At 67.8% G+C, this 22,089-nt stretch carries 24 protein-coding genes and 1 pseudogene; 17 read left to right on the forward strand and 8 right to left on the reverse strand.

From position 1 onward, the window contains the following. Nucleotides 1-112 precede the first annotated feature (112 nt). From LOKHON_RS02930 to arfB, 5 genes are all read left to right on the forward strand, one after another. Entirely contained in the window at nt 113-682 is a 570-nt protein-coding gene (locus tag LOKHON_RS02930) for an acyl-CoA thioesterase (RefSeq protein ID WP_017927900.1), read from the forward strand. Nucleotides 683-896: 214 nt separating this feature from the next. Beyond that, nucleotides 897-2,258 (forward strand): MFS transporter, encoded by a 1,362-nt coding sequence (locus LOKHON_RS02935; RefSeq protein ID WP_026147406.1) that lies wholly within the window; start codon nt 897-899, stop codon nt 2,256-2,258. Beyond that, on the forward strand, nt 2,255-3,163 hold the full coding sequence (gene mepA / locus LOKHON_RS02940) for a penicillin-insensitive murein endopeptidase (RefSeq protein WP_017927898.1): 909 nt from the start codon (nt 2,255-2,257) through the stop codon (nt 3,161-3,163). The genes LOKHON_RS02935 and mepA overlap by 4 nt, the downstream gene beginning before the upstream one ends. 4 nt (nt 3,164-3,167) lie before the next feature. Further along, nucleotides 3,168-4,016, forward strand: a complete 849-nt coding sequence (locus LOKHON_RS02945) for an esterase-like activity of phytase family protein (RefSeq protein WP_110549202.1) — start codon at nt 3,168-3,170, stop codon at nt 4,014-4,016. A 345-nt stretch (nt 4,017-4,361) separates the two neighbouring features. After that, entirely contained in the window at nt 4,362-4,772 is a 411-nt protein-coding gene (gene arfB / locus LOKHON_RS02950; RefSeq protein WP_017927896.1) for an alternative ribosome rescue aminoacyl-tRNA hydrolase ArfB, read from the forward strand. Here the strand turns inward: arfB and LOKHON_RS02955 are convergent. The 7 genes and pseudogenes from LOKHON_RS02955 to LOKHON_RS02985 form a co-directional block, all read right to left on the reverse strand. After that, entirely contained in the window at nt 4,769-5,305 is a 537-nt protein-coding gene (locus tag LOKHON_RS02955) for a CBS domain-containing protein (RefSeq protein WP_017927895.1), read from the reverse strand. The genes arfB and LOKHON_RS02955 overlap by 4 nt on opposite strands. Before the next feature lie 187 nt (nt 5,306-5,492). After that, nucleotides 5,493-5,732, reverse strand: coding sequence for an Lrp/AsnC ligand binding domain-containing protein (locus tag LOKHON_RS02960; protein WP_017927894.1), 240 nt, complete (start codon nt 5,730-5,732; stop codon nt 5,493-5,495). Between the two features lie 9 nt (nt 5,733-5,741). Then, entirely contained in the window at nt 5,742-7,028 is a 1,287-nt protein-coding gene (gene pncB, locus LOKHON_RS02965) for a nicotinate phosphoribosyltransferase (RefSeq protein ID WP_017927893.1), read from the reverse strand. Further along, the gene (pncA, locus tag LOKHON_RS02970; protein WP_017927892.1) at nt 7,028-7,630 is read right to left on the reverse strand and encodes a bifunctional nicotinamidase/pyrazinamidase; all 603 of its coding nucleotides are present in this window, start codon (nt 7,628-7,630) and stop codon (nt 7,028-7,030) included. Before pncA ends, pncB begins: the two co-directional genes overlap by 1 nt. Before the next feature lie 51 nt (nt 7,631-7,681). Beyond that, the gene (mnmH, locus tag LOKHON_RS02975) at nt 7,682-8,734 is read right to left on the reverse strand and encodes a tRNA 2-selenouridine(34) synthase MnmH (protein ID WP_017927891.1); all 1,053 of its coding nucleotides are present in this window, start codon (nt 8,732-8,734) and stop codon (nt 7,682-7,684) included. A gap of 210 nt (nt 8,735-8,944) precedes the next feature. Then, complete coding sequence (serA, locus tag LOKHON_RS02980) at nt 8,945-10,540, reverse strand: phosphoglycerate dehydrogenase (RefSeq protein ID WP_017927890.1); 1,596 nt, start codon at nt 10,538-10,540, stop codon at nt 8,945-8,947. 87 nt (nt 10,541-10,627) lie between these two features. Further along, nucleotides 10,628-11,783, reverse strand: a pseudogene (locus LOKHON_RS02985) (phosphoserine transaminase). A 159-nt stretch (nt 11,784-11,942) separates the two neighbouring features. Here LOKHON_RS02985 and serB point away from each other — a divergent pair. The 6 genes from serB to LOKHON_RS03015 all read left to right on the forward strand — a co-directional run bounded on the left by serB (nt 11,943) and on the right by LOKHON_RS03015 (nt 16,471). Next, a complete protein-coding gene (serB, locus tag LOKHON_RS02990) occupies nt 11,943-12,815 on the forward strand; it encodes a phosphoserine phosphatase SerB (protein ID WP_017927888.1) in 873 nt (290 codons plus the stop codon). Between the two features lie 73 nt (nt 12,816-12,888). Continuing rightward, entirely contained in the window at nt 12,889-13,212 is a 324-nt protein-coding gene (locus LOKHON_RS02995) for a YciI family protein (RefSeq protein ID WP_017927887.1), read from the forward strand. 311 nt (nt 13,213-13,523) lie between these two features. After that, nucleotides 13,524-14,063, forward strand: a complete 540-nt coding sequence (locus LOKHON_RS03000) for an invasion associated locus B family protein (RefSeq protein WP_017927886.1) — start codon at nt 13,524-13,526, stop codon at nt 14,061-14,063. A gap of 111 nt (nt 14,064-14,174) precedes the next feature. After that, nucleotides 14,175-15,362, forward strand: coding sequence for a dual-specificity RNA methyltransferase RlmN (gene rlmN, locus LOKHON_RS03005; protein ID WP_033315441.1), 1,188 nt, complete (start codon nt 14,175-14,177; stop codon nt 15,360-15,362). A 40-nt stretch (nt 15,363-15,402) separates the two neighbouring features. Beyond that, nucleotides 15,403-16,197, forward strand: a complete 795-nt coding sequence (locus LOKHON_RS03010) for a hypothetical protein (protein WP_017927884.1) — start codon at nt 15,403-15,405, stop codon at nt 16,195-16,197. A gap of 61 nt (nt 16,198-16,258) precedes the next feature. Next, a complete protein-coding gene (locus tag LOKHON_RS03015; RefSeq protein WP_017927883.1) occupies nt 16,259-16,471 on the forward strand; it encodes a hypervirulence associated TUDOR domain-containing protein in 213 nt (70 codons plus the stop codon). A gap of 151 nt (nt 16,472-16,622) precedes the next feature. Here the strand turns inward: LOKHON_RS03015 and LOKHON_RS03020 are convergent, their stop codons facing one another. Continuing rightward, nucleotides 16,623-17,474 carry an LOG family protein gene (locus tag LOKHON_RS03020; RefSeq protein WP_017927882.1) on the reverse strand — a complete coding sequence of 284 codons (852 nt, stop codon included), beginning with the start codon at nt 17,472-17,474 and terminating at the stop codon, nt 16,623-16,625. A 90-nt stretch (nt 17,475-17,564) separates the two neighbouring features. On the opposite strand from LOKHON_RS03020, the gene dapD reads away from it, so the two are divergent. From dapD to LOKHON_RS03050, 6 genes are all read left to right on the forward strand, one after another. Next, entirely contained in the window at nt 17,565-18,401 is an 837-nt protein-coding gene (gene dapD / locus LOKHON_RS03025) for a 2,3,4,5-tetrahydropyridine-2,6-dicarboxylate N-succinyltransferase (protein WP_017927881.1), read from the forward strand. Nucleotides 18,402-18,500: 99 nt separating this feature from the next. Further along, entirely contained in the window at nt 18,501-19,529 is a 1,029-nt protein-coding gene (locus LOKHON_RS03030) for a sodium:calcium antiporter (RefSeq protein ID WP_017927880.1), read from the forward strand. A 127-nt stretch (nt 19,530-19,656) separates the two neighbouring features. After that, the gene (locus tag LOKHON_RS03035; protein WP_026147404.1) at nt 19,657-19,911 is read left to right on the forward strand and encodes a GlsB/YeaQ/YmgE family stress response membrane protein; all 255 of its coding nucleotides are present in this window, start codon (nt 19,657-19,659) and stop codon (nt 19,909-19,911) included. Nucleotides 19,912-20,025: 114 nt separating this feature from the next. Then, complete coding sequence (locus tag LOKHON_RS03040) at nt 20,026-20,391, forward strand: hypothetical protein (RefSeq protein WP_017927878.1); 366 nt, start codon at nt 20,026-20,028, stop codon at nt 20,389-20,391. Nucleotides 20,392-20,470: 79 nt separating this feature from the next. Next, the gene (dapE, locus tag LOKHON_RS03045) at nt 20,471-21,619 is read left to right on the forward strand and encodes a succinyl-diaminopimelate desuccinylase (protein ID WP_017927877.1); all 1,149 of its coding nucleotides are present in this window, start codon (nt 20,471-20,473) and stop codon (nt 21,617-21,619) included. Further along, complete coding sequence (locus LOKHON_RS03050) at nt 21,616-22,044, forward strand: GNAT family N-acetyltransferase (protein ID WP_017927876.1); 429 nt, start codon at nt 21,616-21,618, stop codon at nt 22,042-22,044. Before dapE ends, LOKHON_RS03050 begins: the two co-directional genes overlap by 4 nt. Nucleotides 22,045-22,089: the final 45 nt, after the last annotated feature.

Below are 22,089 nucleotides of genomic sequence, written 5' to 3' on the forward strand. Positions count from 1 at the left end.
AAGAGCAATCCCGCGCACCCGGGCCTGCGACCCTGTGGCCCCTGCGTCACCCGTTGACGCGTCCGTCACCCTCGCGCACCTTGCGCGGCGATCCCCGTCCCCGGAGTCCCGCATGTATCCCTTCATCCGTATGTTCTGGCAGTTCTGGCGTCACCGCAGCGATGCGCCGCTGCCGATCACCGGCACGCATGAAAGCCGGCATGTCGTCATGCCATGGGATCTCGACTTCTGGAACGAGCTGAACAATGGCCGGACGCTGACGCTGTTCGATCTGGGCCGGATGCCGCTGTCGCAACGGATCGGCGTGATCGGCGCGCTGCGCAAGCGGGGCTGGGGCATGGCGGTGGCGGGTGTTTCGGTGCGCTATCGCCGCCGGGTGCAAGGGTTTGCGCGCCTGACGATGCGCTCGCGCGCCGTCTGCTGGGACGACCGCTATGTCTATACCGAACAGGGCATGTTCCGCGCCGATGGCGAATGCACCAGCCATGCGCTGGTCCGGCTCGCGATCACCGATCGCAAGAAGGGCGGCGTGGTGAACCCGGCGCGGCTGATGGAGGCGCTGGGACAGGAGACCGCCTCGCCACCGATGCCCGACTGGATCGCCGACTGGGTCCGCGCCGAGGCCGAACGGCCCTGGCCGCCGATGGCCGATGCCCGGGCCGAGGCGATGGCCGCGGAATAGGCGCGCCCGCCTTCCCCGGCGCGCCCGCGACCGGTGTCGCGCCATGCGTATTTTCGGAATGGTGAAAGGGGCAGCGCGCGCTCTCCTTTCACCATTCCCCAAATACGCAAATCCCCGGCCGGGGCCCCTGCCCGGCCGGCCGGTGAAAGACGGGTGTGGACAGTCGCGCCCCACCCCTGTCTGATCCGGCGCCACGGGCAGGCGGGGAGCGGGCATGGCGACGAAAAGACGGATCTGGGGCTGGATGATCTTCGACCTGGCCCAGCAGCCCTATGCCACGCTCGGTCTGACCTTCATCTTCGGTCCCTATTTCGCCGCCGTCGCCACCGCGCGCTTTGCCCGCGAAGGGCTCGATCCGGGGCTTGCCGATGCGCGCGCGCAGTCGCTCTGGGCTTCGGGGCAGACGGTGGCGGGGCTGGTGATCGCCTTCAGCGCGCCGGTCCTCGGGGCGCTGGCCGATGCCTCGGGCCGGCGGATGCCGTGGATCGCGGGGTTTTCGGTGATCACCGTGATCTGCGCCGCCGCGCTGTGGGTGCTGGAGCCCGACGGGGCGATGCTGATCCCGGCGCTGGTGCTGTTCTTCGCGGGCTTCGTCGCCGCCGAATCTGCGACCAACGTCAACAACGCGCTGCTGCCGTCGCTTGCGACGGGGCCGATGATCGGGCGGATTTCGGGCTCGGGCGCGGCGCTGGGCTATTGGGGCGGGGTGGTGTCGCTGATCCTCGTGCTGCTGCTGTTCGCCGAGAACGCGGCGGGGGTGACGCTTCTGGGCCGCCCGCCCGCCTTCGGGCTCGACCCGGAGGCGCGCGAGGGCACCCGCGCCACCGGGCCGATCATCGCGGCGTGGTACGCGGTGTTCATCATCCCCTTCTTCGCATGGGTGCGCGACACGGGGCCGGTCGCGCGGGCGCCGGTGACGCCGGGCGTGATCGCGGCGCGGCTGGTCGAGACGCTGCGCGACGTGGCGCGGCGGCCCAGCCTCGCGGCATTCCTTGGCGCCTCGATGCTCTATCGCGACGCGCTCGCCGCGATCTATGCCTTTGGCGGGCTCTACGCCACGCTGGTGCTCGGCTGGTCGGTGGTCCAGATCGGGGTGTTCGGCATCATCGGCGCGATCGCGGCGGCGGTGCTGACCTATGCGGGCGGGCGGGCCGATGCGCGGCTCGGGCCGAAACCGGTGATCCACGCCTCGGTCTGGGTGCTGATCGGGGTGTCGGTGCTGGTCGTCTCGATGAGCCGCGACAGCCTGTTCGGCGTGGCGCTGGCGCCCGGCTCGCGGCTGCCCGACATCCTGTTCTATCTCTGCGGCGCGCTGATCGGCGGCGCGGGCGGCGCGCTTTATGCCGCTTCGCGCAGCCTGATGGTGCGCCATGCCGACCCGGCCCGCGCGACCGAAACCTTCGGCCTGTTCGCCCTGTCGGGCCGCGCGACGGCCTTTCTCGCGCCGATGACGATCGGGCTCGCCACATGGATGAGCGGATCCACGCGCGCCGGGCTGATCCCGGTAATCCTGCTGTTCGCGATCGCGCTGTTCCTGCTACGCTGGGTCGACAAGAACGGAGATCGAGCAGCATGATCCGCCCCCTCGCCGCCGCCCTGCTGGGCCTCGGCCTTCTCGCCGCCTGCGACAGCGAGCCCGCCGCCCCGCGCGCCGTGGTCTCGTCGCAAAACGCGGGCGACACCCGCGTCGCCAAACAGCTCTTCGGCCATGTTCCGACCGGCTCGGCGCAGCGTCCCGAATCGATCGGCTTCTACTCCAAGGGCTGCCAGGCCGGCGGCGCGCAGCTGGCCGAGACCGGTCCGACTTGGCAGGCGATGCGGCTGTCGCGCAACCGCAACTGGGCCCAGCCCGAAACCATCGGCTTCGTGCAGGACCTGTCGCGCAAGGCCGCCGCCCTGCCCGGCTGGAACGGTCTCTATGTGGGCGACATGAGCCAGCCGCGCGGCGGGCCGATGCTGACCGGCCATGCCAGCCACCAGACCGGGATCGACATCGACATCTGGCTGCGCCCCGCCGACCGGCTGACCCTCAGCGTGGCCGAGCGCGAGTCGATTTCGTCCACCAACATGCAGGCGCGCGGCGGCGCCTATACCAACGGCAACTGGACACCGGCGCATGAGGCGCTGCTCAAGGCCGCGGCCTCGGACCCGCGCACGGCGCGGATCTTCATCTTCCCCGGCGCCAAGGTCGCGATGTGCGACAGCGCCACGGGCGATCGGTCCTGGCTTGGCAAGATCCGGCCCTGGTACGGGCACAACACGCATTTCCACGTGCGGCTGAACTGTCTGCGGGGCGATACCAACTGCACGCCGCAGGACCCGCCGCCGCCGGGCGATGGCTGCGATCAGGCGCGCGAATGGCAGCGCAACATCCTCAACCCGCCGGCCCCCGACCCGGACGCGCCCAAGCCCGCGCCCAAGCGCGAGATCACCATGGCCGACCTGCCCGGCCAATGCGCCTCCGTCCTGACCAGCGAGTGAACTGATGAAAGCGATGGTCCTGGCGGCCCTGCTTCTTGGCGGGGCGCCGTCCCAGCAGCCTGCCGCCTATATCGGCAGCCATGTCTGGTCCGAAAGCGCGCATGGCTCCGGCGGATTTTCCGCGATCGAGACCGACGGCACCGGCTTTGTCGCGATCAGCGACCGGGCCCGGATCGTCGACGGGCGCTTCAGCCGCGACGCCCAAGGCCGGATCACCGGGGTCGAGATCCTGCGCTCCGAGCCGCTGCGTTCGGGGCGCGAGGGGATCATGACCGGGCATCTGGCCGACAGCGAAGGGCTCGCGATCGGCGCCGACGGGCGGCGCTGGATCTCGTTCGAGGCGCGCGCGCGGGTGCGGTCCGAAACCGGGCCGAACGGCCCCGAGGTGCTGTCGCGACCCAAGGCGTTCGAGCGGATGCAGCTCAACAGCGCGCTGGAGGCGCTGGCGATCGACACGGCGGGCGCGCTCTATACCATCCCGGAGCGTTCGGGCCGCATCGACCGGCCCTTCCCGGTCTATCGCTGGCAGGACGGGGACTGGTCGATCCCCTTCACGATCCCGCGGCGCGACAGCTTTCTCGTCACCGGGGCGGATTTCGGACCGGACGGCAATTTCTACCTGCTGGAGCGCGATTTCGTGGGCATCGGCTTTCGCAGCCGGGTGCGGCGTTTCGCGCCCGACGGCAGCGGCGAAACCGTGCTTCTGGAGACCGGCGTCGGGGTGCATGACAACCTCGAAGGCCTCTCGGTCTGGCGCGACGATGCGGGCCGGATCCGGCTCACCATGCTTTCGGATGACAATTTCCGCTTTTTCCAGACCACGGAGTTCGTGGAATACGCACTGGACGAATGACGACCGTCGCGACTGCGGAGGATTGACCACAGTTCGGCTTCCCCCACGTAATGTCATATAAATTTCTGTTTGACGAAGCCGCCTTCCATGCCAGCTTTGGATCAGGCGAAACATAGCGAAAGGAGGTGATCCAGTGTCGAGAAGGGTATTGGAGAAATGTGTCGGGACAGCTTGGGGAGTGCGTGGCTGAGGCAGCCCTTGGCCGCATGTGACCCCAGGTGGACCACGGTCTAACCGGCCCACCTCCTGATCTTCGAAGGGTCGTTCCCCATCGCCGGGAACGGCCCTTTTTGTATGTCGCGCGCGCCCGCGCTATCTGTGGCGCGACGCTCCGGGAGAGGGACCATGCTGAGGATCGACGACCGCATCACCATCGAGGATTGGGAGCTGACCGAGCAGTTCACCCGCGCCTCCGGCCCCGGCGGGCAGAACGTCAACAAGGTGAGCACGGCCGTGGAGCTGCGCTTCGAGGCGGAGCGCTCGCCCAACCTCCCCGATCCGGTAAAACGGCGGCTGAGAAGGCTGGCGGGCCGCCGCTGGACCAATGACGGCGCGGTGCTGATCTTCGTGCAGGACACCCGCCACCAGCCCCGCAACCGCGAGATCGCCCGCGAGCGGCTGGCCGAGCTGGTGCGCCGCGCAATCGAGGTCCCCAAGCGGCGAATTCCGACCAAGCCGACCAAGGGCAGCGTCAGGCGGCGGCTGGAGGCGAAGAAGCAGCGCGGCGAGGTGAAGGCGCTGCGCCGCGATCCCTAGAGATTGCTGACCAGCAGGATCATCAGGATCGTGTAGAGCATGATGCCGCCGCCGATCATCCAGATGCCGTAGTTCTGGCTGACATGCGCGCGGGCGAGGTTCTTGGCCTGATAGATCAGGTCGGGCCAGGTGTAGGAGACGAAATCGCCCTGGCTGAACACGGCCTTCAGGCGGCCTTCGCTGTCGACGACCGGCAGGCGGCGGAACCGTTCGTTCGACATGATCCGCAGCCAGTTGAGCACCTCGTCATTCTCGTTGGCCAGGCGCAGCTCGGTGGTCATGATGTCGCCCAGCGGCGTGGTCTTTGGGTCGAGCCCCTTGTTGATCAGCTTGCGCATCAGGTCGCGCTCGGTGACGATGCCGATGACCTTCTCGTCGCCATCGACGATGACGACCGAGCCAAAGCCCTTTTCGGTCATCTCGGCCACTGCATCGGACACCATGACATCCCGGGTACGGGTCAGGGGGCGTTTCTTGCTGGTGAATTCCGGGCGGTCCCTGAGGCGCATCCCCGCGTGGTCGGTGGCTGCCATGGCTGGCTCCTTTCGAATGACGTTTCGAACTGAGCTAGGCCGGAAGGCCCGTGGATGACGCAGGGTCACGCCCTTGTGATGATGCTGCCCATGCGCTGCGATCGGGTCGAACGCTTCGCCGCGCCGGTTTCGAAATCGGGCAGGCCGCCCGGCGCATGGCGGCCTGCCTTGCGCGTGGCCGGACCGGTCAGAACACCCGGAACGTCTGCGTCGTCAGCGTCCGCTCGATCCCCTCGATGCCCATCAGGTGCTCGTTGAGATACATGCCGATATCCTCGCCCTCGGGCACGTAGATCTTCACCATGAGATCGAAGGCGCCGGAGGTCGAATACAGCTCGGAATGGATCTCCTTCAGCGCGATGGCGTCGGCCACCTTGTAGGTAGTGCCGGGTTTGCAGCGGATCTGGACGAAAAGCGGAAGCGACATGGGAATACCTCAGACGGTGACGGGAATGGCGTCCTGCGGGCCGACCCCGAAGACGCGCTTGTAGCGGGCGATCTCGGACGCCGGGCCCATCGCCTTTTCGGGGTTGTCCGACAGCTTCACGGTCGGCCGCCCCTCGGCGGCGACGGCCTTGCAGACGAGGCTGAAGGGCGCGAGCGCATCGCCCGCCAGACCCTTGAAATCATTGGTCAGCATCGTGCCCCAGCCAAAGCTCACCTTGACCCGGCCCGAAAACCGCGCATGCAGGTCGAGGATCTTTTCGGCGTCGAGCCCGTCGGAAAAGATCACCAGTTTCTCGCGCGGATCCTCGCCGCGTTCCTGCCACCAGCGGATCGCGGTTTCGGCCCCGGTCGCCGGGTCGCCGCTGTCGATGCGGATGCCGGTCCAGCCCGCCAGCCAGTCGGGCGCGCGATTGAGAAAGCCTTCGGTGCCATAGGTGTCGGGCAGGATGATCCGCAGGTTGCCTTCGTGCTCGTCATGCCAGTCGGCCAGCACGTCATAGGGCGCGCGGGCGAGGCTTTCGTCATCCTCGGCAAGTGCGGCATAGACCATGGGCAGCTCATGCGCGTTGGTGCCGATCGCCTCCAGGTCGCGGTTCTTGGCGATCAGGCAGTTCGACGTCCCGGCAAAGCTGCCGCCCAGCCCCTCCAGCATCGCCTGCACGCACCAGTCCTGCCACAGGAAGCTATGCCGCCGCCGCGTGCCGAAATCGGCGATGCGCAGCCCCGGCGTGCCGCGCAGCCGCTCGACCTTTTCCCATGTGCGGGTCATGGCGCGGGCATAGAGCACCTGAAGCTCGAACCGGCCCATGTCGTTGAGCACGGCGCGCGAGCGCAGCTCCATCAGCACCGCGAGCGCCGGGATCTCCCACAGCATCACCTCGGGCCAGCTGCCTTCGAAGGTCAGCTCGTATTGCCCGTCGCGCTTTTCGAGATGGTAGGGCGGCAGGCGGAGATTCTCGAACCAATCCATGAAATCGGGCCGGAACATCTGCCGCTTGCCATAGAAGGTGTTGCCGCGCATCCAGGTGCTTTCGCCGCGGGTGAGCGAGAGCGAGCGGATATGGTCGAGTTGCTCGCGCAGCTCGCCTTCGTCGATCAGCTCGGCGAGGCGGACGGATTTCGTGCGGTTGATCAGGCTGAAGGTGACCTGCGTGTCGCGCCGGTTGCGGAACACCGACTGGCACATCAGCAGCTTGTAGAAATCGGTGTCGATCAGCGAACGGACGATCGGGTCGATCTTCCACTTGTGGTTCCAGACGCGGGTGGCGATGTCCATCAGGCGAGCCTCACGCCGGCGACGCGCATCGACTGGCGCGCATCCTCAAGGCTGCCGTCGAGGTCGATCCCGCGCGAAAGCTTCTCGATCACCGTGACCTCGTAGCCGAGCTTCGCGCCGTCGAGAGCCGAGTAGTTCACGCAGAAATCGGTGGCGAGCCCTGCAAGCGTGATCGCGGTGATGCCGCGCTCGGACAAGTAGCCGTGCAGCCCGGTGGGGGTTTCGCGGTCGTTCTCGAAAAAGGCCGAGTAGCTGTCGATCCCGCGGCGAAACCCTTTGCGGATGATCAGGTCGGCATCCGTGCGTAGGTCTGGGTGAAACGCCGCGCCTTGGCTGCCCTGCACGCAATGATCGGGCCAGAGCACCTGCGGCCCATAGGGCATTTCGGTCATCGACATCGGCGCGGCATTCGCGTGCTGGCTGGCAAAGGACGAATGGTCCGCGGGGTGCCAGTCCTGCGTGAGGATCACGGCGCGAAATTCGTCCATGACCGCGTTGATGCCGGGAACGATGGCATCGCCCTCGGCCACCGCCAGCGCGCCGCCGGGGCAGAAGTCGTTCTGCATGTCGATGACGATCAATGCCTCGTTGGCGGGGCGCATGGCGGTCTCCTCAGCTCTACAGAACCGAGGTAAGCCGCGCCCGCGCCTGCGTCAAATGGCGCGCATCGCCGCCGCGATCTCGTCGGCGGCGCGATCGAGCCCCGCCGCGTCGAGCGTCGCCGCCGCCACGCTGGCCGCGAATTGCGGATCATGGGCGGCGCGCGACCGGGCATAGGCCGGGTCGTAATGCTCGGCCATCAGCGCGGCGGACAGCTCCACCATGCGCCGCTGCGCCAAAAGCGCCTGCCAGCCATCGACCACCTCGTGCCCGCGATGCGCGCGCAACTGGTCGAGCAGCCGCGACAGCCGGGCCGGATCGGCGCTGACATCCTCGTATTGGCGGGCGAGAAATTCGGCCCGCGCCCCGATCGGCGCGGTGATCTCGATACGCGGGGCCTGCGTCATCACGGCCCAGAGCGCCGGTGGCAGGGTGATGCGCCCGATCTTGGAGCTTTCGGCCTCGACCAGCACCGGGCGCTCGGGGTCGAGCCTGGCGAGGCGCTCGGCGAGCCGGCTCTCGAAGCCCTTCTGCGCGGGTTGCTCCTCGGGGTCGCCGCCCAGGAGCGATCCGCGGTGATGGGCCAGCCCCTCGAGATCGAGCACCTGCCCGCCCCGCGCCTCCACGCGCGGCAAGAGCGCGGTCTTGGCGGTGCCGGTAAAGCCGTCGAGCAACACCAGCCGGTGCGGCAGCTCTGCGACGTAAAGCGCGTCATGCACCAGCCGGCGCCACGACTGGTAGCCGCCCGTCACCACCTCGGCGCGCCAGCCGATCTGGGTCAGGATCGAGGCGAAGGAGTTCGACCGCTGCCCGCCGCGCCAGCAATAGACCAGCGGCCGCCAGCGGTATTCGCGGTCCGCGAGCGGACCGGCGATGTGATCGGCGGCGTTGCGCGACACGATCGCGGCGCCGATCTTGCGCGCGTCGAAGGGCGAGACCTGTTTGTAGATCGTGCCGACCTCGGCCCGCTCGGCATTCGACAGCACGGGCAGGTTGATCGCCCCGGGCACGTGGTCCTCGGCGAACTCGGCGGGGCTGCGCACGTCGATCACGTCGTCGAAGCCGTGGTCGAGAAAGGCGGCGATGGTGTCGAAACGGATGCTCATGCGGGCCTCTCTACAGGGGCTGCGCCGGAGCGGGAAGCGGCGCGCGGGGGCCGAAGGTCGGATTTGCGTATTTGGAGAATGGTGAAAAGGGAGGCGCGCCATGTCATTTCACCATTCCGCAAATACGCATGGCGGCGCATCGGGGCTTGGAACGACGAAGGGGCCGCGGCGTGCTGCGCCGCGGCCCCTGCCCCATGCCTCGCGGCGGATTTACTCCTCGACGTCGAAGGTCAGCGCCTTGACCTGCTGGAACTTGCCGGTGTCGCGCAGCTTCTGCAGAGTCGGCTCTTCCACCGCCTCGTCGGCGTAAAGGATGGCGATCGCCTCGCCCGCGCGGTCGTTGCGGCCCAGCGTGAAGTTGGCGATGTTGACGCCGTTCTCGCCCATGATCGTGCCCAGCACCCCGATGATGCCCGGCACGTCGCGGTTGGTGGTATAGACCATGTGGCGGCCGATCTCGGCGTCGATGTTGATGCCCTTGATCTGGATGAAGCGCGGCTTGCCATCCGAGAACACCGTGCCCGCGACCGAACGCTCGCGCTTTTCGGTGACGACCGTGACCTTGACGTAGCCTTCGAAGGTGCCCGACTGGTCCTGCTTGGTGGTCGAGATCTGGATGCCGCGCTCTTTCGCGATCACCGGGGCGGAGACCATGTTCACGTCCGGGTTCACCTTGCGCATGATGCCCGCCACCAGCGCCGAGTTCAGCGCCGCGAGGTTCATCTCCGAGACGACGCCGTCATAGAGGATGTTGATCGCCTTGATCGGCTCGTCGGTCATCTGGCCGATGAAGTTGCCCAAGTGACCCGACAGGCCGATCCACGGCCCCATGATCTTCGCCTCCTCGGCGGTGATCGAGGGCATGTTGATGGCGTTGGTCACGGCGCCGGTCAGCAGGTAGTCCGACATCTGCTCGGCCACCTGCAGCGCCACGTTTTCCTGCGCCTCGGAGGTCGCGGCGCCCAAGTGCGGCGTGACGACGACGTTGGGCAGGTTGAACAGCGGCGATTCGGTCGCGGGCTCCTCGGCGAAGACGTCGAACGCCGCACCGGCGACGCGGCCTTCGGTGATCGCCTCGGCCAGAGCCGCCTCGTCCACCAGCCCGCCGCGGGCGCAGTTGACGATGCGCACGTTCGGCTTGAGCTTGGCGATGTTCTCCTTGGACAGGATGTTCTTCGTCTGGTCGGTCAGCGGCACGTGCATGGTGATGAAGTCCGCGCGGCCCAGCAGCGCGTCCAGCTCGACCTTCTCGACGCCGATCTCGGTGGCGCGCTCTTCCGAGAGGAAGGGGTCGTAGGCCACGACCTTCATCTTCAGCCCATGCGCGCGGTCGATCACGATCGAGCCGATATTGCCCGCGCCGATCACGCCGAGCGTCTTGCCGGTGACCTCGACGCCCATGAAGCGCGATTTTTCCCACTTGCCCGCATGGGTCGAGGCGTTGGCCTCGGGGATCTGGCGCGCGACGGCCATCAGCATGGAAATGGCGTGCTCGGCGGTGGTGATCGAGTTGCCGAAGGGCGTGTTCATCACGATGATGCCCTTCTTCGACGCCGCCGGGATGTCGACATTGTCGACGCCGATCCCGGCGCGGCCGATGACCTTCAGGTTGGTGGCCTTCTCGATCAGCTTCTCGGTCGCCTTGGTGGCCGAGCGGATGGCGAGGCCGTCATAGTCGCCGATGATCTCGGCCAGCTTTTCCTTGTCCTTGCCGAGCTTCGGCTGGAAATCGACCTCGATGCCGCGATCGCGGAAGATCTGCACGGCGGCGTCGGAAAGGGCGTCGGAAATCAGAACCTTGGGCATTTGGATGCTCCTGTGGCGGTCGGACGCATCGCGTCCGGGGAATGGGGGGATGCGGGGCGCAGCGCGCGCCCCGTGAAGGTCAGGGTCTCAGGCGGCTTCGGCCTGCGCCGCGATCTCGGCGTGGAAGGCCCAGTCGAGCCAGGGCAGCAGCGCCTCGATATCGCTCGTCTCCACCGTGGCGCCGCACCAGATGCGCAGGCCCGCGGGCGCGTCACGATAGGCGCCGATGTCGAGCGCCACGCCTTCCTTCTCAAGCCGCTTGGCCACGGCCTTGGCGAACGCCGCGCCGTCCGCGATGCGGTCATCGGTGAACTTCAGGCAGACGCTGGTGTTCGAGCGCGTCGCGTCATCCTCGGCGAGGTTGGCGATCCAGTCGCGGCCGTCGCAGAAATCCCAGATCGCCTGCGCGTTGGCATCGGCGCGGGCCTTCAGCCCCTCCAGCCCGCCGACCTCGCGCGCCCAGTCGAGCGCCACGAGGTAATCCTCGACGCAGAGCATCGACGGCGTGTTGATCGTCTCACCCTTGAAGATGCCCTCGATCAGCTTGCCGCCCTTGGTCATGCGGAAGATCTTCGGCAGCGGCCATGCGGGGGTGTAGCTCTCCAACCGCTCGACGGCGCGGGGGGACAGGATCAGCATGCCATGCGCCGCCTCGCCGCCCATCACCTTCTGCCAGGAGAAGGTGGTGACGTCGAGCTTGTCCCAGGGCAGCTCCTGCGCGAAGGCGGCCGAGGTGGCGTCGCAGATGGTGAGGCCCGCGCGGTCGGCCGGGATCGCGTCGCCATTGGGAACGCGCACGCCCGAGGTGGTGCCGTTCCAGGTGAACACGACGTCGGTGTCATAGTCGAGAGACGCCATGTCGACGATCCGGCCATACTCGGCGGTCTTCACCTCGGCCTCGATCTTCAGCTGCTTCACGACATCCGTGACCCAGCCCGCGCCAAAGCTTTCCCACGCGACCATGGTGGCCGGGCGGGCGCCGAGCATCGACCACATCGCCATCTCGACGGCGCCGGTGTCCGAGGCGGGCACGATGCCGATGCGGTAATCGGCGGGCACGCCGAGGATCTCGCGCGTCTGGTCGATCGCGGCGGCCAGCTTGCCCTTGCCCACGGCGGCGCGGTGCGAGCGGCCGAGCGGTGCGTCGGCGAGCTTGTCGAGACTCCAATGGGGGGGTTTGGCACAGGGGCCGGAGGAAAAAACGCGGGTTCGCCGGACGCAGGTCCGGAGTCGTGTTTGCCATTGCTGGTATCCTTGCAGATAAGCGCCCCTCGTTGGGGAGGGGTGTCCCGCGGATGCAGATACGCCCTGCCCAGTGCTTTCACAACATCGAAATTGCCGCTAAGGCAGCGCGAAACGTCGCAAGCGGCCCCGCCCGCGCCACTATCGGAAACTTCTGCCCATGTTCACAGCGCTCCTGCTCTCCGCCCCCGGCACCCCGATCGACCCCGCTCTCGCCGAGGCGCTGCGCGGCGCATGGGGCGGCAGCGCGCTCGACTGGCTCGCGCCCGGCGAAGCGGTGGAATTCGGCATGCCCGAGATTCCCTCCAATCGCTGGGATGTCTGGGCCGAGCTGCAGCAAGGCGGCGTCGACCTCGTGGTTCAGAAGACCGAAGGACGGCGCAAGAAGATGCTGCTCGCCGACATGGACAGCACCATGATCGAGCAGGAATGCATCGACGAGCTGGCCGCCGAAGCCGGCGTCGGCGAGCGCGTGGCCGAGATCACCGCGCGGGCGATGAACGGCGAGCTCGATTTCGAAGGCGCGCTGGTCGAGCGGGTGGGCTTGCTCAAGGATCTCGACGAAGGCGTCATCGCCCGCGTGCTCGAAAGCCGGATCACCCACATGCCCGGCGGGCGCGCCCTGATCGCCACGATGAAGGCCAATGGCGGCCACGCGGCGCTGGTCTCGGGCGGCTTCACCGCCTTCACCGAAAAGGTGGCCGCGGCGCTGGGCTTCGACGAGCACCGCGCCAACACGCTCCTCGCCTCGGGCGGCAGGCTCACCGGCGAGGTCGCCCGCCCGATCCTCGGGCGCGAGGCCAAGATACAGGCGCTGCACGAGATCACCACCCGGCTCGGGGTCACGCCCGCGGACGTCATCGCGGTGGGCGACGGGGCCAACGATCTGGGCATGCTCGGCCTTGCGGGCACCGGCGTGGCGCTGCACGCCAAGCCGGTGGTGGCCGAACAATGCGAGGTGCGGGTGAACCACGGCGACCTGACGGCGCTGCTCTACATCCAAGGCTACCGCAAGGAAATGTTCGCCATTTGATCTTGCACGAATCGACCGGCGGCCCGAAACTGGCGGCGGGGCGAACAGGCCCCGTCACCTGCGGGAGACCGACATGGCCGACAAACGTTTCATGTATATCTACCACGGCAACGGGATGAGCCCGCCCGAGAGCGAGGAAGCGGGCCGCGAGGCGATGGCCCGCTGGCAGGGCTGGATGGACGGCATCCGTTCCCACATCGTCGACGAGGGCGCGCCCGCGGGCAAATCGCATACCGTGAGCCAGAGCGGCGTGACCCATGACGGTGGTGCCAATCCCGTCTATGGCTACACCCTGGTCACCGCGCCCGACATCGACGCGGCGATCGCCATGGCCAAGGATTGCCCGATGGTCGCCGATGGCGGCAGCGTCGAGGTCTGCGAAGCCCTCGAAATGTGAGCCCTGGCCCCGCCGGGCGGAATCCACGCGCATGAAGGCGGGCGCGCGGCCCGTGCGCGCGGACCCTGCGCGCGGCCTTGCCCCACGCGGCGGAACGGCCTCGCGGCGGCGCCGTTGCAGCGAGGCCACGGTTCCGGTTTCGCGCGATTCGCCCCGGCTTTGGGCGGGAATCCGCGCAGACATGTGACCGCGCGGGGCTTTCCCATGGGGCACAGTTCTTGATAAGCCTCCGATCATCGAGTTGAACCCGCCCCTTCCAGTCGAAAAGGCGCCGGGGGCATCCAAGAGGCCAGACAGCTGGAGGCTGCTACATGATGTCACGACTTTTCCGCGCGATCGGGACCCTGTCGGCGAGCGCGATGATCGCCGCCGCCGCCACGAGCGCCGCCGCGCAGGAGGCGTCGAACCGCGTCGCCGCCGAAACCGACTGGAGCGTGTTTCAGGAAACCGATCCGGTCGAATGCTTCGGCGTCTCGGCCCCCAAGAGCCAGCTCAACACCAAGGACGGCAAGCCGGTGACCGTGAACCGCGGCGAAACGCTGCTGTTCGTGTTCTACCGCCCGGCGCAGGGCGTGAACGGCCAGGTGACCTTCACCGGTGGCTATCCCTTCGCGTCGGGCTCGACCGTGACGCTCGAGGTCGGCGGCAATGATTTCCAGCTGTTCACCGAAGGCGACTGGGCCTGGCCCGCGACGCCGCAGGACGACGCCAAGATCGTCGCCGCGATGAAGCGCGGCGCCGAGGCGGTCGTGACCGGCATGTCGGGACGCGGCACCCAGACCAAGGACACCTTCTCGCTGCTGGGCTTCACCGCCGCGGTGGACGAGGCATCGAGCCGCTGCACCAGCTGAGATCCGCGCCCGCGGGCGTGGCATGTTAAACCGAAGGCGGGGCCGGTTGTCCTTGATGACCGGGCCCGCTTTCCCATATGAGCCGGGCACCCCCGGCCCCGAGGTACACCCATGACCGCCCCCGTCGCCCCGACGTCCCCGATCACGCAAGACATGATGACCATCCCGCGCAAGGCGCCGGAAGGTCTGCCCAACCTCGTCGGCATGCGCCGCGAGGCGATGCGCGACGCGCTGATCGCCGCCGGCACGCCGGAAAAGCAGGCGAAGATGCGGGTGAACCAGATCTGGCAGTGGATCTACCATTGGGGCGTGCGCAGCTTCGACGAGATGACCAATCTCGCCAAGCCCTACCGCGAATTGCTGGCCGCGAACTTCACCATCGGCCTGCCCGAGATCGTCTCCAAGCAGGTCTCGACCGACGGCACGCGCAAATACCTCGTGCGGATCGCCGGCGGCCACGAGGTCGAAACCGTCTACATCCCCGAGGATGAGCGCGGCACGCTGTGCATCTCTTCCCAGGTGGGCTGCACGCTGACCTGTTCGTTCTGCCATACCGGCACCCAGAAACTGGTGCGCAACCTGACGCCGGGCGAGATCATCGGACAGGTGATGCTGGTGCGCGACGACCTCGCCGAATGGCCGCGGCCGGGCGTTCCCAAGGAAGAGCGCCGGCTTTTGTCGAACATCGTGCTGATGGGCATGGGCGAGCCGCTCTACAACTTCGAGGGCGTGCGCGATGCGATGAAGATCGCCATGGATGGCGAGGGCATCGCCCTGTCGCGCCGCCGGATCACGCTGTCGACCTCCGGCGTGGTGCCCGAGATCGCGCGCACCGCCGAAGAGATCGGCTGCATGCTGGCCGTCAGCTTCCACGCCACCACCGACGCGGTGCGCGACAAGCTGGTGCCGATCAACAAGAAATGGAACATCGAGACGCTTCTGGAGGCGCTCAAGGCCTATCCGCGCCTGTCGAACTCCGAGCGGATCACGTTCGAATACGTGATGCTCAAGGACGTGAACGACAGCGACGAGGACGCGCATCGTCTGGTCAAGCTGATCGAGGGCATCCCGGCGAAGATCAACCTGATCCCGTTCAACGAATGGCCCGGCTCGCCCTATGAGCGGTCGTCGAACAACCGGATCCGCGCCTTTGCCGACATCATCTACAAGGCGGGCTATGCCAGCCCGATCCGCACGCCGCGCGGCGAGGACATCATGGCCGCCTGCGGCCAGCTGAAATCCGCGACCGAGCGGTCGCGCAAGAGCCGCGCCCAGATCGCGGCCGAGGTTCAGGGATAAGGCGCCGGATCAACCGGGCGCCATTCGGGGGAGAAGAGCGGTGAAGATCAAGCTCAACGGGATCGAGTTCGAGGTGACGGCGGTGGAGGGGGCCCTGCGCGAGGCCATCCTCACCGACCCGGTGATCGTCAAGGCGGTCTGGCGCGACGTCTACACGTGGGACGCGGCGGCGCAGGAGGGCAAGCCCACCGGCCCGATGACCCAGACCGGCGCGGTCCCGCTCGCCAACGGCATTTCGTTCTACGTGGCCAAGGGCGACACCCATGCCAAGAACGAAAGCGCGTCGAAAACCTCGGGCGAGCGGTTTCTCAAGGCGCTCGACGTGCGCTCCTCGCTCGATGTGCTGAAAGCGATGGCGCGGCTTCTGGGCATGCCGCAAAAGACCCTGCCCAAGGAGTTCGACCCGCTCAAGCCGGTCGCCTCCTTCACGCTGAAGATGCATGTCGAGCATTCGGTGCTGCGGCTGCGCAACGCCAGCCGCAACCTGCAGGCCTATGTGCTGGTGCCCGGACAGGTCGGCTTTCACCACGAGATCACCGCGATCAGCGACCAGCCCGGCTATGACGCGCTGATCGCCGAGAAGCCCGAGCTGAAGACGCTGACGCCGATGTTCCTCGTGCCCGCCCGCTCCAAGGCCAACCGCGAAATGCGGGCCACCGCGCTGATGGCGCAGACCCGCGAGCTGGCGGCGCAGGCACAGGGCAAATCGGCCGAGGCGTTGCCGGAGGCGCTGCGCATGCGCATCGGCCGCAACCAGGCCGAGCTGCGGATGCTGGCGCAAGCGGCGCAGCAGGCCCGCGCGCCCCAGGCACAGCCCCGCCGCGCGACCGCCTGACGCGGGAACCGGGCGCGCAGGCGGGCTGTTGGCCGTGCATCCATCACAGGAAGGCACGGCCATGAGCTATTCGGAAGGCGACAAGGTGAAATGGAACTGGGGCAACGGCACCGGTACCGGCAAGATCACCAAGGTCTACACCCAAAAGATCATCAGGAAGATCAACGGGTCGGAGATCACCCGCAACGCCAGCGAGGACGACCCCGCCTACCTGATCGAGCAGGAGGATGGCGACGAGGTGCTCAAGGGCGATTCGGAGCTCTCGAAGGCCTGAGCGCGGCGCGCGGGGCCTGCGGCGCGCCATGCGTATTTATGGAATGGTGAACGGCAAGGCGCGCGCATCAAGACCGAAGGCGCGCGCCGCCCCTTTCACCATTCTCCAAATACGCAAATCCCGGCCTTGCCCCCGCCCGCGGCGGCGAAGGTCACTCCTTGCGGCCGGGAATATGCTCTCGACGCTCATCCGCATGGCTCCAGCTGCGCATCGCCTCGATCGCCTCGTCGGCGGTTTCGACGAACTTGAACAACTGCAGGTCTTCGTCGGCGATGGTGCCCGCCTCGGCCAGCGCGTCCCAGTTGACGATGCGTTCCCAGAAGGCGCGCCCGAACAGCAAAAACGGCACCCGCCGCATCCGGCCCGTCTGGATCAGCGTCAGCGTCTCGAACAGCTCGTCGAGCGTGCCGAAGCCGCCCGGAAACACGCAGACCGCCTCGGCGCGCATCAGGAAATGCATCTTGCGGATCGCGAAGTAGTGGAAATTGAACGCCAGCTCCGGCGTCACATAGGGGTTCGGCGCCTGCTCGTGCGGCAGCACGATGTTGAGCCCGATCGACCGGCCGCCCGCCTCCTCGGCGCCGCGGTTGCCCGCCTCCATCACGCCCGGGCCGCCGCCGGTGACGATCACGTGGTCGGTGCCACCCTCTTCGAGCGACCATTCGGTCACGCGCTGCGCGAACAGCCGCGCCTCTTCGTAGAAGGCCGACAGATCGGCGAGGGTCTGGGTCCGCGCCGTGTCCTTCTTGGCGGGCTCGGGGATGCGCGCGCCGCCGAACAGCACCACGGTCGAGTTCACCCCCGCCTCGTTCATCAACAGCTCGGGCTTGAGCAGTTCGAGCTGCCAGCGCACCGGGCGCAGCTCGTCGCGCAGCAGAAACTCCGAATCCGTGAAGGCGAGCCGGTAGGAGGGCGATGTCGTCTGCGGCGTCTGGGGCACCTGCCCGGCCGTGCGCTGGTCTTCCTGGCTGTCGCGCAGCAGCTGTCGTCTGTCCTTGGTCATGCCGTCCCCTTCGAGGTGGGCGCGTTGCGCCGATTGCCGCATCCGGTCTATAGCCGCAGGCGAGCCGCATAACAAACCGGAGCCCGCCCCATGGCCGACACGAACACCGCCCAGCTCGAAACCGCGATCGAGGCCGCCTGGGAGGCGCGCGACACGATCACCCCCCAGACCGGCGGCGAAACCCGCGAGGCGATCGAGGATACGCTGAACGCGCTCGATTCGGGCGCGCTGCGCGTGGCCGAAAAGGGCGCGGATGGCGACTGGACCGTGAACCAGTGGGCCAAGAAGGCGGTGCTCCTGGGCTTTCGCATCCGCGACATGGAAATGCAGCCGGGCGGCCCGCAGGGCGGCGGCTGGTGGGACAAGGTCGACAGCAAGTTCGCCGGCTGGGGCGAAAACCGCTGGCGCGACGCGGGCTTTCGCGCCGTGCCGAACGCGGTGGTGCGCAAATCGGCCTACATCGCGCCGGGCGTGGTGCTGATGCCGTCCTTCGTGAACCTCGGGGCCTATGTCGACAGCGGCACCATGGTCGACACCTGGGCCACCGTCGGCTCCTGCGCGCAGATCGGCAAGAACGTGCACCTGTCGGGCGGCGTCGGCATCGGCGGCGTGCTCGAGCCGCTGCAGGCCGACCCGACCATCATCGAGGACAACTGCTTCATCGGCGCCCGCTCCGAGGTGGTCGAGGGCTGCATCGTGCGCGAAGGCTCGGTGCTCGGCATGGGCGTCTATATCGGCAAGTCCACCAAGATCTTCGACCGCGAGACCGGCGAAGTGAGCTATGGCGAGATCCCGCCCTACTCGGTCGTGGTCTCGGGCTCGCTGCCCTCGAAGGGCGGCGTGAACCTCTACTGCGCCGTGATCGTCAAGAAGGTCGACGCGCAGACCCGCTCCAAGACCGGCATCAACGAGCTCTTGCGCGACTGATCGCGCGGCACCGCGAAAGACCGGCAAGGGGGCGCTTCGGCGCCCCTTTCTGCTTTCATGCGAACGGAACCCCCGGCCCGCCGCGCGCCTTGGGCCGGCATGATCGCGAACCTGTCACTCCCGCTTCTCCTGCTCGTCTTCGCCTTCGCCGGCGCGGCGGTGATCTTTTCCTCGATCCGCGCCACCCATCTGGCCGACGTCATCGCCGACCGCACCCGGATGGGCGAGGCGATGGCGGGCGGCATCATCCTCGGCGGCGCGACCTCGCTCGCCGGCGTGGTGGTCTCGGTCAACGCCGCGCTCGACGGCGACGCCTCCTTCGCCTTCTCCAACGCGGTGGGCGGCATCGCGGCGCAGACCCTGTTTCTGGCCATCGCCGACCTGATCTACCGCCGCGCCAACCTCGAACACGCCGCCGCCGAACCCGCCAACCTGTTCCAGGCGGTGATGCTGATGATCCTGCTCAGCCTGCCGCTGTGCGCCATCGCCGGGCCCGACATCACCTATCTCGGCGTGCACCCCGTCTCCGTGGTGCTGTTCCTCGCCTATCTCTACGGGGTACGCGTGTCGGCCCACGTCTCCGAAGAGCCGATGTGGCGGCCGGTGATGACCGCCGAGACCCGCACCGACGCGCCCGAAGACGAAGCCGAGGCGGGCCGCTCGGCCATGGGACCGGCGCTGCGCTTCGCGGCGCTCGTGGCGATCATGGGGCTGGGCGGCTTCGTGATCAGCCAAGTGGGCGGTGCCTTCATCGAACGCTTCGGCCTGCGGTCGAGCCTCGTCGGCTCGCTCATCACCGCCGTCGTCACCTCCCTGCCCGAATTCGTCACCACCATCGTCGCGGTGCGGCGCGGCGCGCTGCAGCTCGCCGTGGGTGGCATCATCGGCGGCAACACCTTCGACACGCTGTTCCTCGTCGCTTCGGATGTGAGCCTGCGCGAAGGCTCGCTCTACCACGCGGTCGGCACGACCGATCTCTACTGGCTCGGCACCGGCCTGTTGATGACCGGCATCCTGCTGGCCGGGCTGATCGCCCGGCAACGCCAGGGCCCGGCCCGGATCGGCTTTGAAAGCGTCGCCATGCTGGCGGTCTACGGCATCGCGGCGACGATCGAGGTGGTCGGATGACCCCGCGCCGATGCAGGATCGACGCGATCGCCATGTCAGGACGGTCGGGCGGGAACGATTCCGCAAGCAGGTCGTTGCCGCCGCAACAGCCCCCGCGACGGGGGCGCTTGGTACGGAGTGAAACGACATGACGGGTATTGGCTGGTTCATGAGCATCATTCTCGGCGGGCTGGCCGGGTGGATCGCGGAAAAGGTCATGAAGGCCGACATGGGCCTCTTGATGAACATCATCCTCGGGATCGTCGGCGCGTTGGTCGCCAACTGGATCCTCGTGGCGATCACCGGCTCGACACTGGGCGGCTGGATCGGACAGCTCGTGGTGGCGGTGATCGGCGCCTGCCTGCTGATCTTCGTGGCGCGGTTGATTCGCGGCAAACACTAGGCCGCGGCCCGGCCCGCCCTAAGACGAAACGAGACCCCGCGCCGCAAGGCGCGGGGTCTTGCGCATCCGGCCCCGCGATGCCACCTGCGTCCCGATCGCATGATGGAGGCGCGGATGGCCGAAAAGCAGGACAAGCCCAAGCGGGTGCAGCAGGTCTACACCCTGCTGGTCGAGGTCGGCCGCAAGTCGGGCGACGGGCTTCCCGAGGCGGCCACCGGCGCCGCGCTGATGTGCTATGCCTCGGGCGTCGATGAGGCCGAGGCGGTGCGCGAGACCGTCGCCATTCTCAAGCAGGCCGATCTCGCGCCGCTCGACGTGACCGGCTACGGCACGCTCGAAGAACGGCTGGCCGAAGGCCACGACATCGACGCCGAGGAGCGCGCGCTGATGGATCGCGCCCGCGACGAGAACTCGGTGATCGTGGCGCAGATGACGCCGTTCTTCGAGAACGCCAAGGGCGGCTCGGACACGGTGCACTAGGGCGGCGCCCGTGCGCCCCGGGGCGATTGAAACCGCTTCGCCGCCGCGCTACCCCTTCGTCAACCGAAGGAGTGACCGGATGCCACAGACCACCGACCCCGCCGACCTGACCGCCCGGCTGATCCGCTGCGCCTCGGTCACCCCCGAGGAAGGCGGCGCGCTGGTGCTGCTGCAAGGGATGCTGGAGCAGGCCGGCTTCGACTGCACCCGTGTCGATCGCGGCGGCATCGCCAACCTGTTCGCCCGCTGGGGGACGAAGGGCGCGGCGAAGAGCTTTGGTTTCAACGGACATACCGACGTGGTGCCGGTCGGCAATATCGCCGACTGGTCTGTCGATCCCTTCGGCGCCGAGGAAAAGGACGGCCAGCTTTACGGGCGCGGTGCCTGCGACATGAAATCGGGCGTGGCCGCCTTCGTCGCCGCCGCCATCGATTTCGTGCGGGACACGCCGCCCGAAGGGGCCGTGATCCTCGCCATCACCGGCGACGAGGAGGGCGACGGCGTCGACGGCACCGCCGCCCTGCTCGACTGGATGGACGAGACCGGCGAACGCATGGACCTCTGCCTCGTCGGCGAGCCGACCTGCCCCGAACGCTTTGGCGAGATGATCAAGATCGGGCGGCGCGGCTCGCTCAACGCCTTTGTCACCGTCACCGGCACACAGGGCCATGCCGCCTATCCGCACCGCGCCAACAACCCGATCCCGGCCCTGGCGCGGCTGGTCGACCGGCTCTCCTCCCACGCGCTCGACACCGGCACCGATCATTTCGACGCCTCGACGCTGGCGGTGGTGACGATGGACACCGGCAACCCGGCGACCAACGTGATCCCGCGCCAGACCCGCGCCACGCTCAACATCCGCTTCAACGACCTGCATACGGGCCGCAGCCTCGAGGAATGGCTCTGGGCCGAGGCGAAATGGGTCACCGAGGAATTCGGCGTCGAGATCGGCATCGAGGTGAAGGTTTCGGGCGAGGCGTTCCTGACGCCGCCGGGACCGCTCTCGGCGATGGTGGCGCGCGCGGTCGAGACCGAAACCGGGATCACGCCCGCGCTGTCGACCACGGGCGGCACGTCGGATGCGCGTTACGTCAAGAACCATTGCCCGGTGGTGGAATTCGGCCTTGTCGGCCAGACCATGCACCAGGTCGACGAGCGGGTGAAGATCGACCAGATCCACCGGCTGAAATCGGTCTACACCCGGATCCTGAAGGACTACTTCACGTGAAACACGAGATCTCCGAGACCACCGATCTCAGCCAGTGCCACGCGCTGCGCCGCACCGTCTTCATCGAGGAGCAGAACGTCTCCGAGGCCGAGGAGATGGACGGGCTCGACGCCGAGGCAATCCACCTGATCGCCACCTGCGACGGCGTGCCCGTGGGCACCGCACGGCTGCTGATCCGGGGCGAAACCGGCAAGATCGGCCGCGTCGCGGTGCTCCGTGACCATCGCGGCACGGGTCTGGGTGCCGCGATCATGCGGCAGGCCGAAGCGGCGCTGCGCTCGCGCCCCGGCATCACCCGGCTCTACCTCTCGGCCCAGACCCATGCCCTGCCCTTTTACGAAAAGCTCGGCTATGCCGCTTACGGCCCCGAATATGACGACGCGGGCATCCCGCATCGCGACATGGAAAAGCGGCTCGATCGCTGAGGGTTCACGTGATCGCGTGACGACCCCCCATGCGCGTGCTACCTG

This window comes from Limimaricola hongkongensis DSM 17492, assembly GCF_000600975.2.
GTDB classification, from domain to species: Bacteria; Pseudomonadota; Alphaproteobacteria; order Rhodobacterales; family Rhodobacteraceae; genus Limimaricola; species Limimaricola hongkongensis.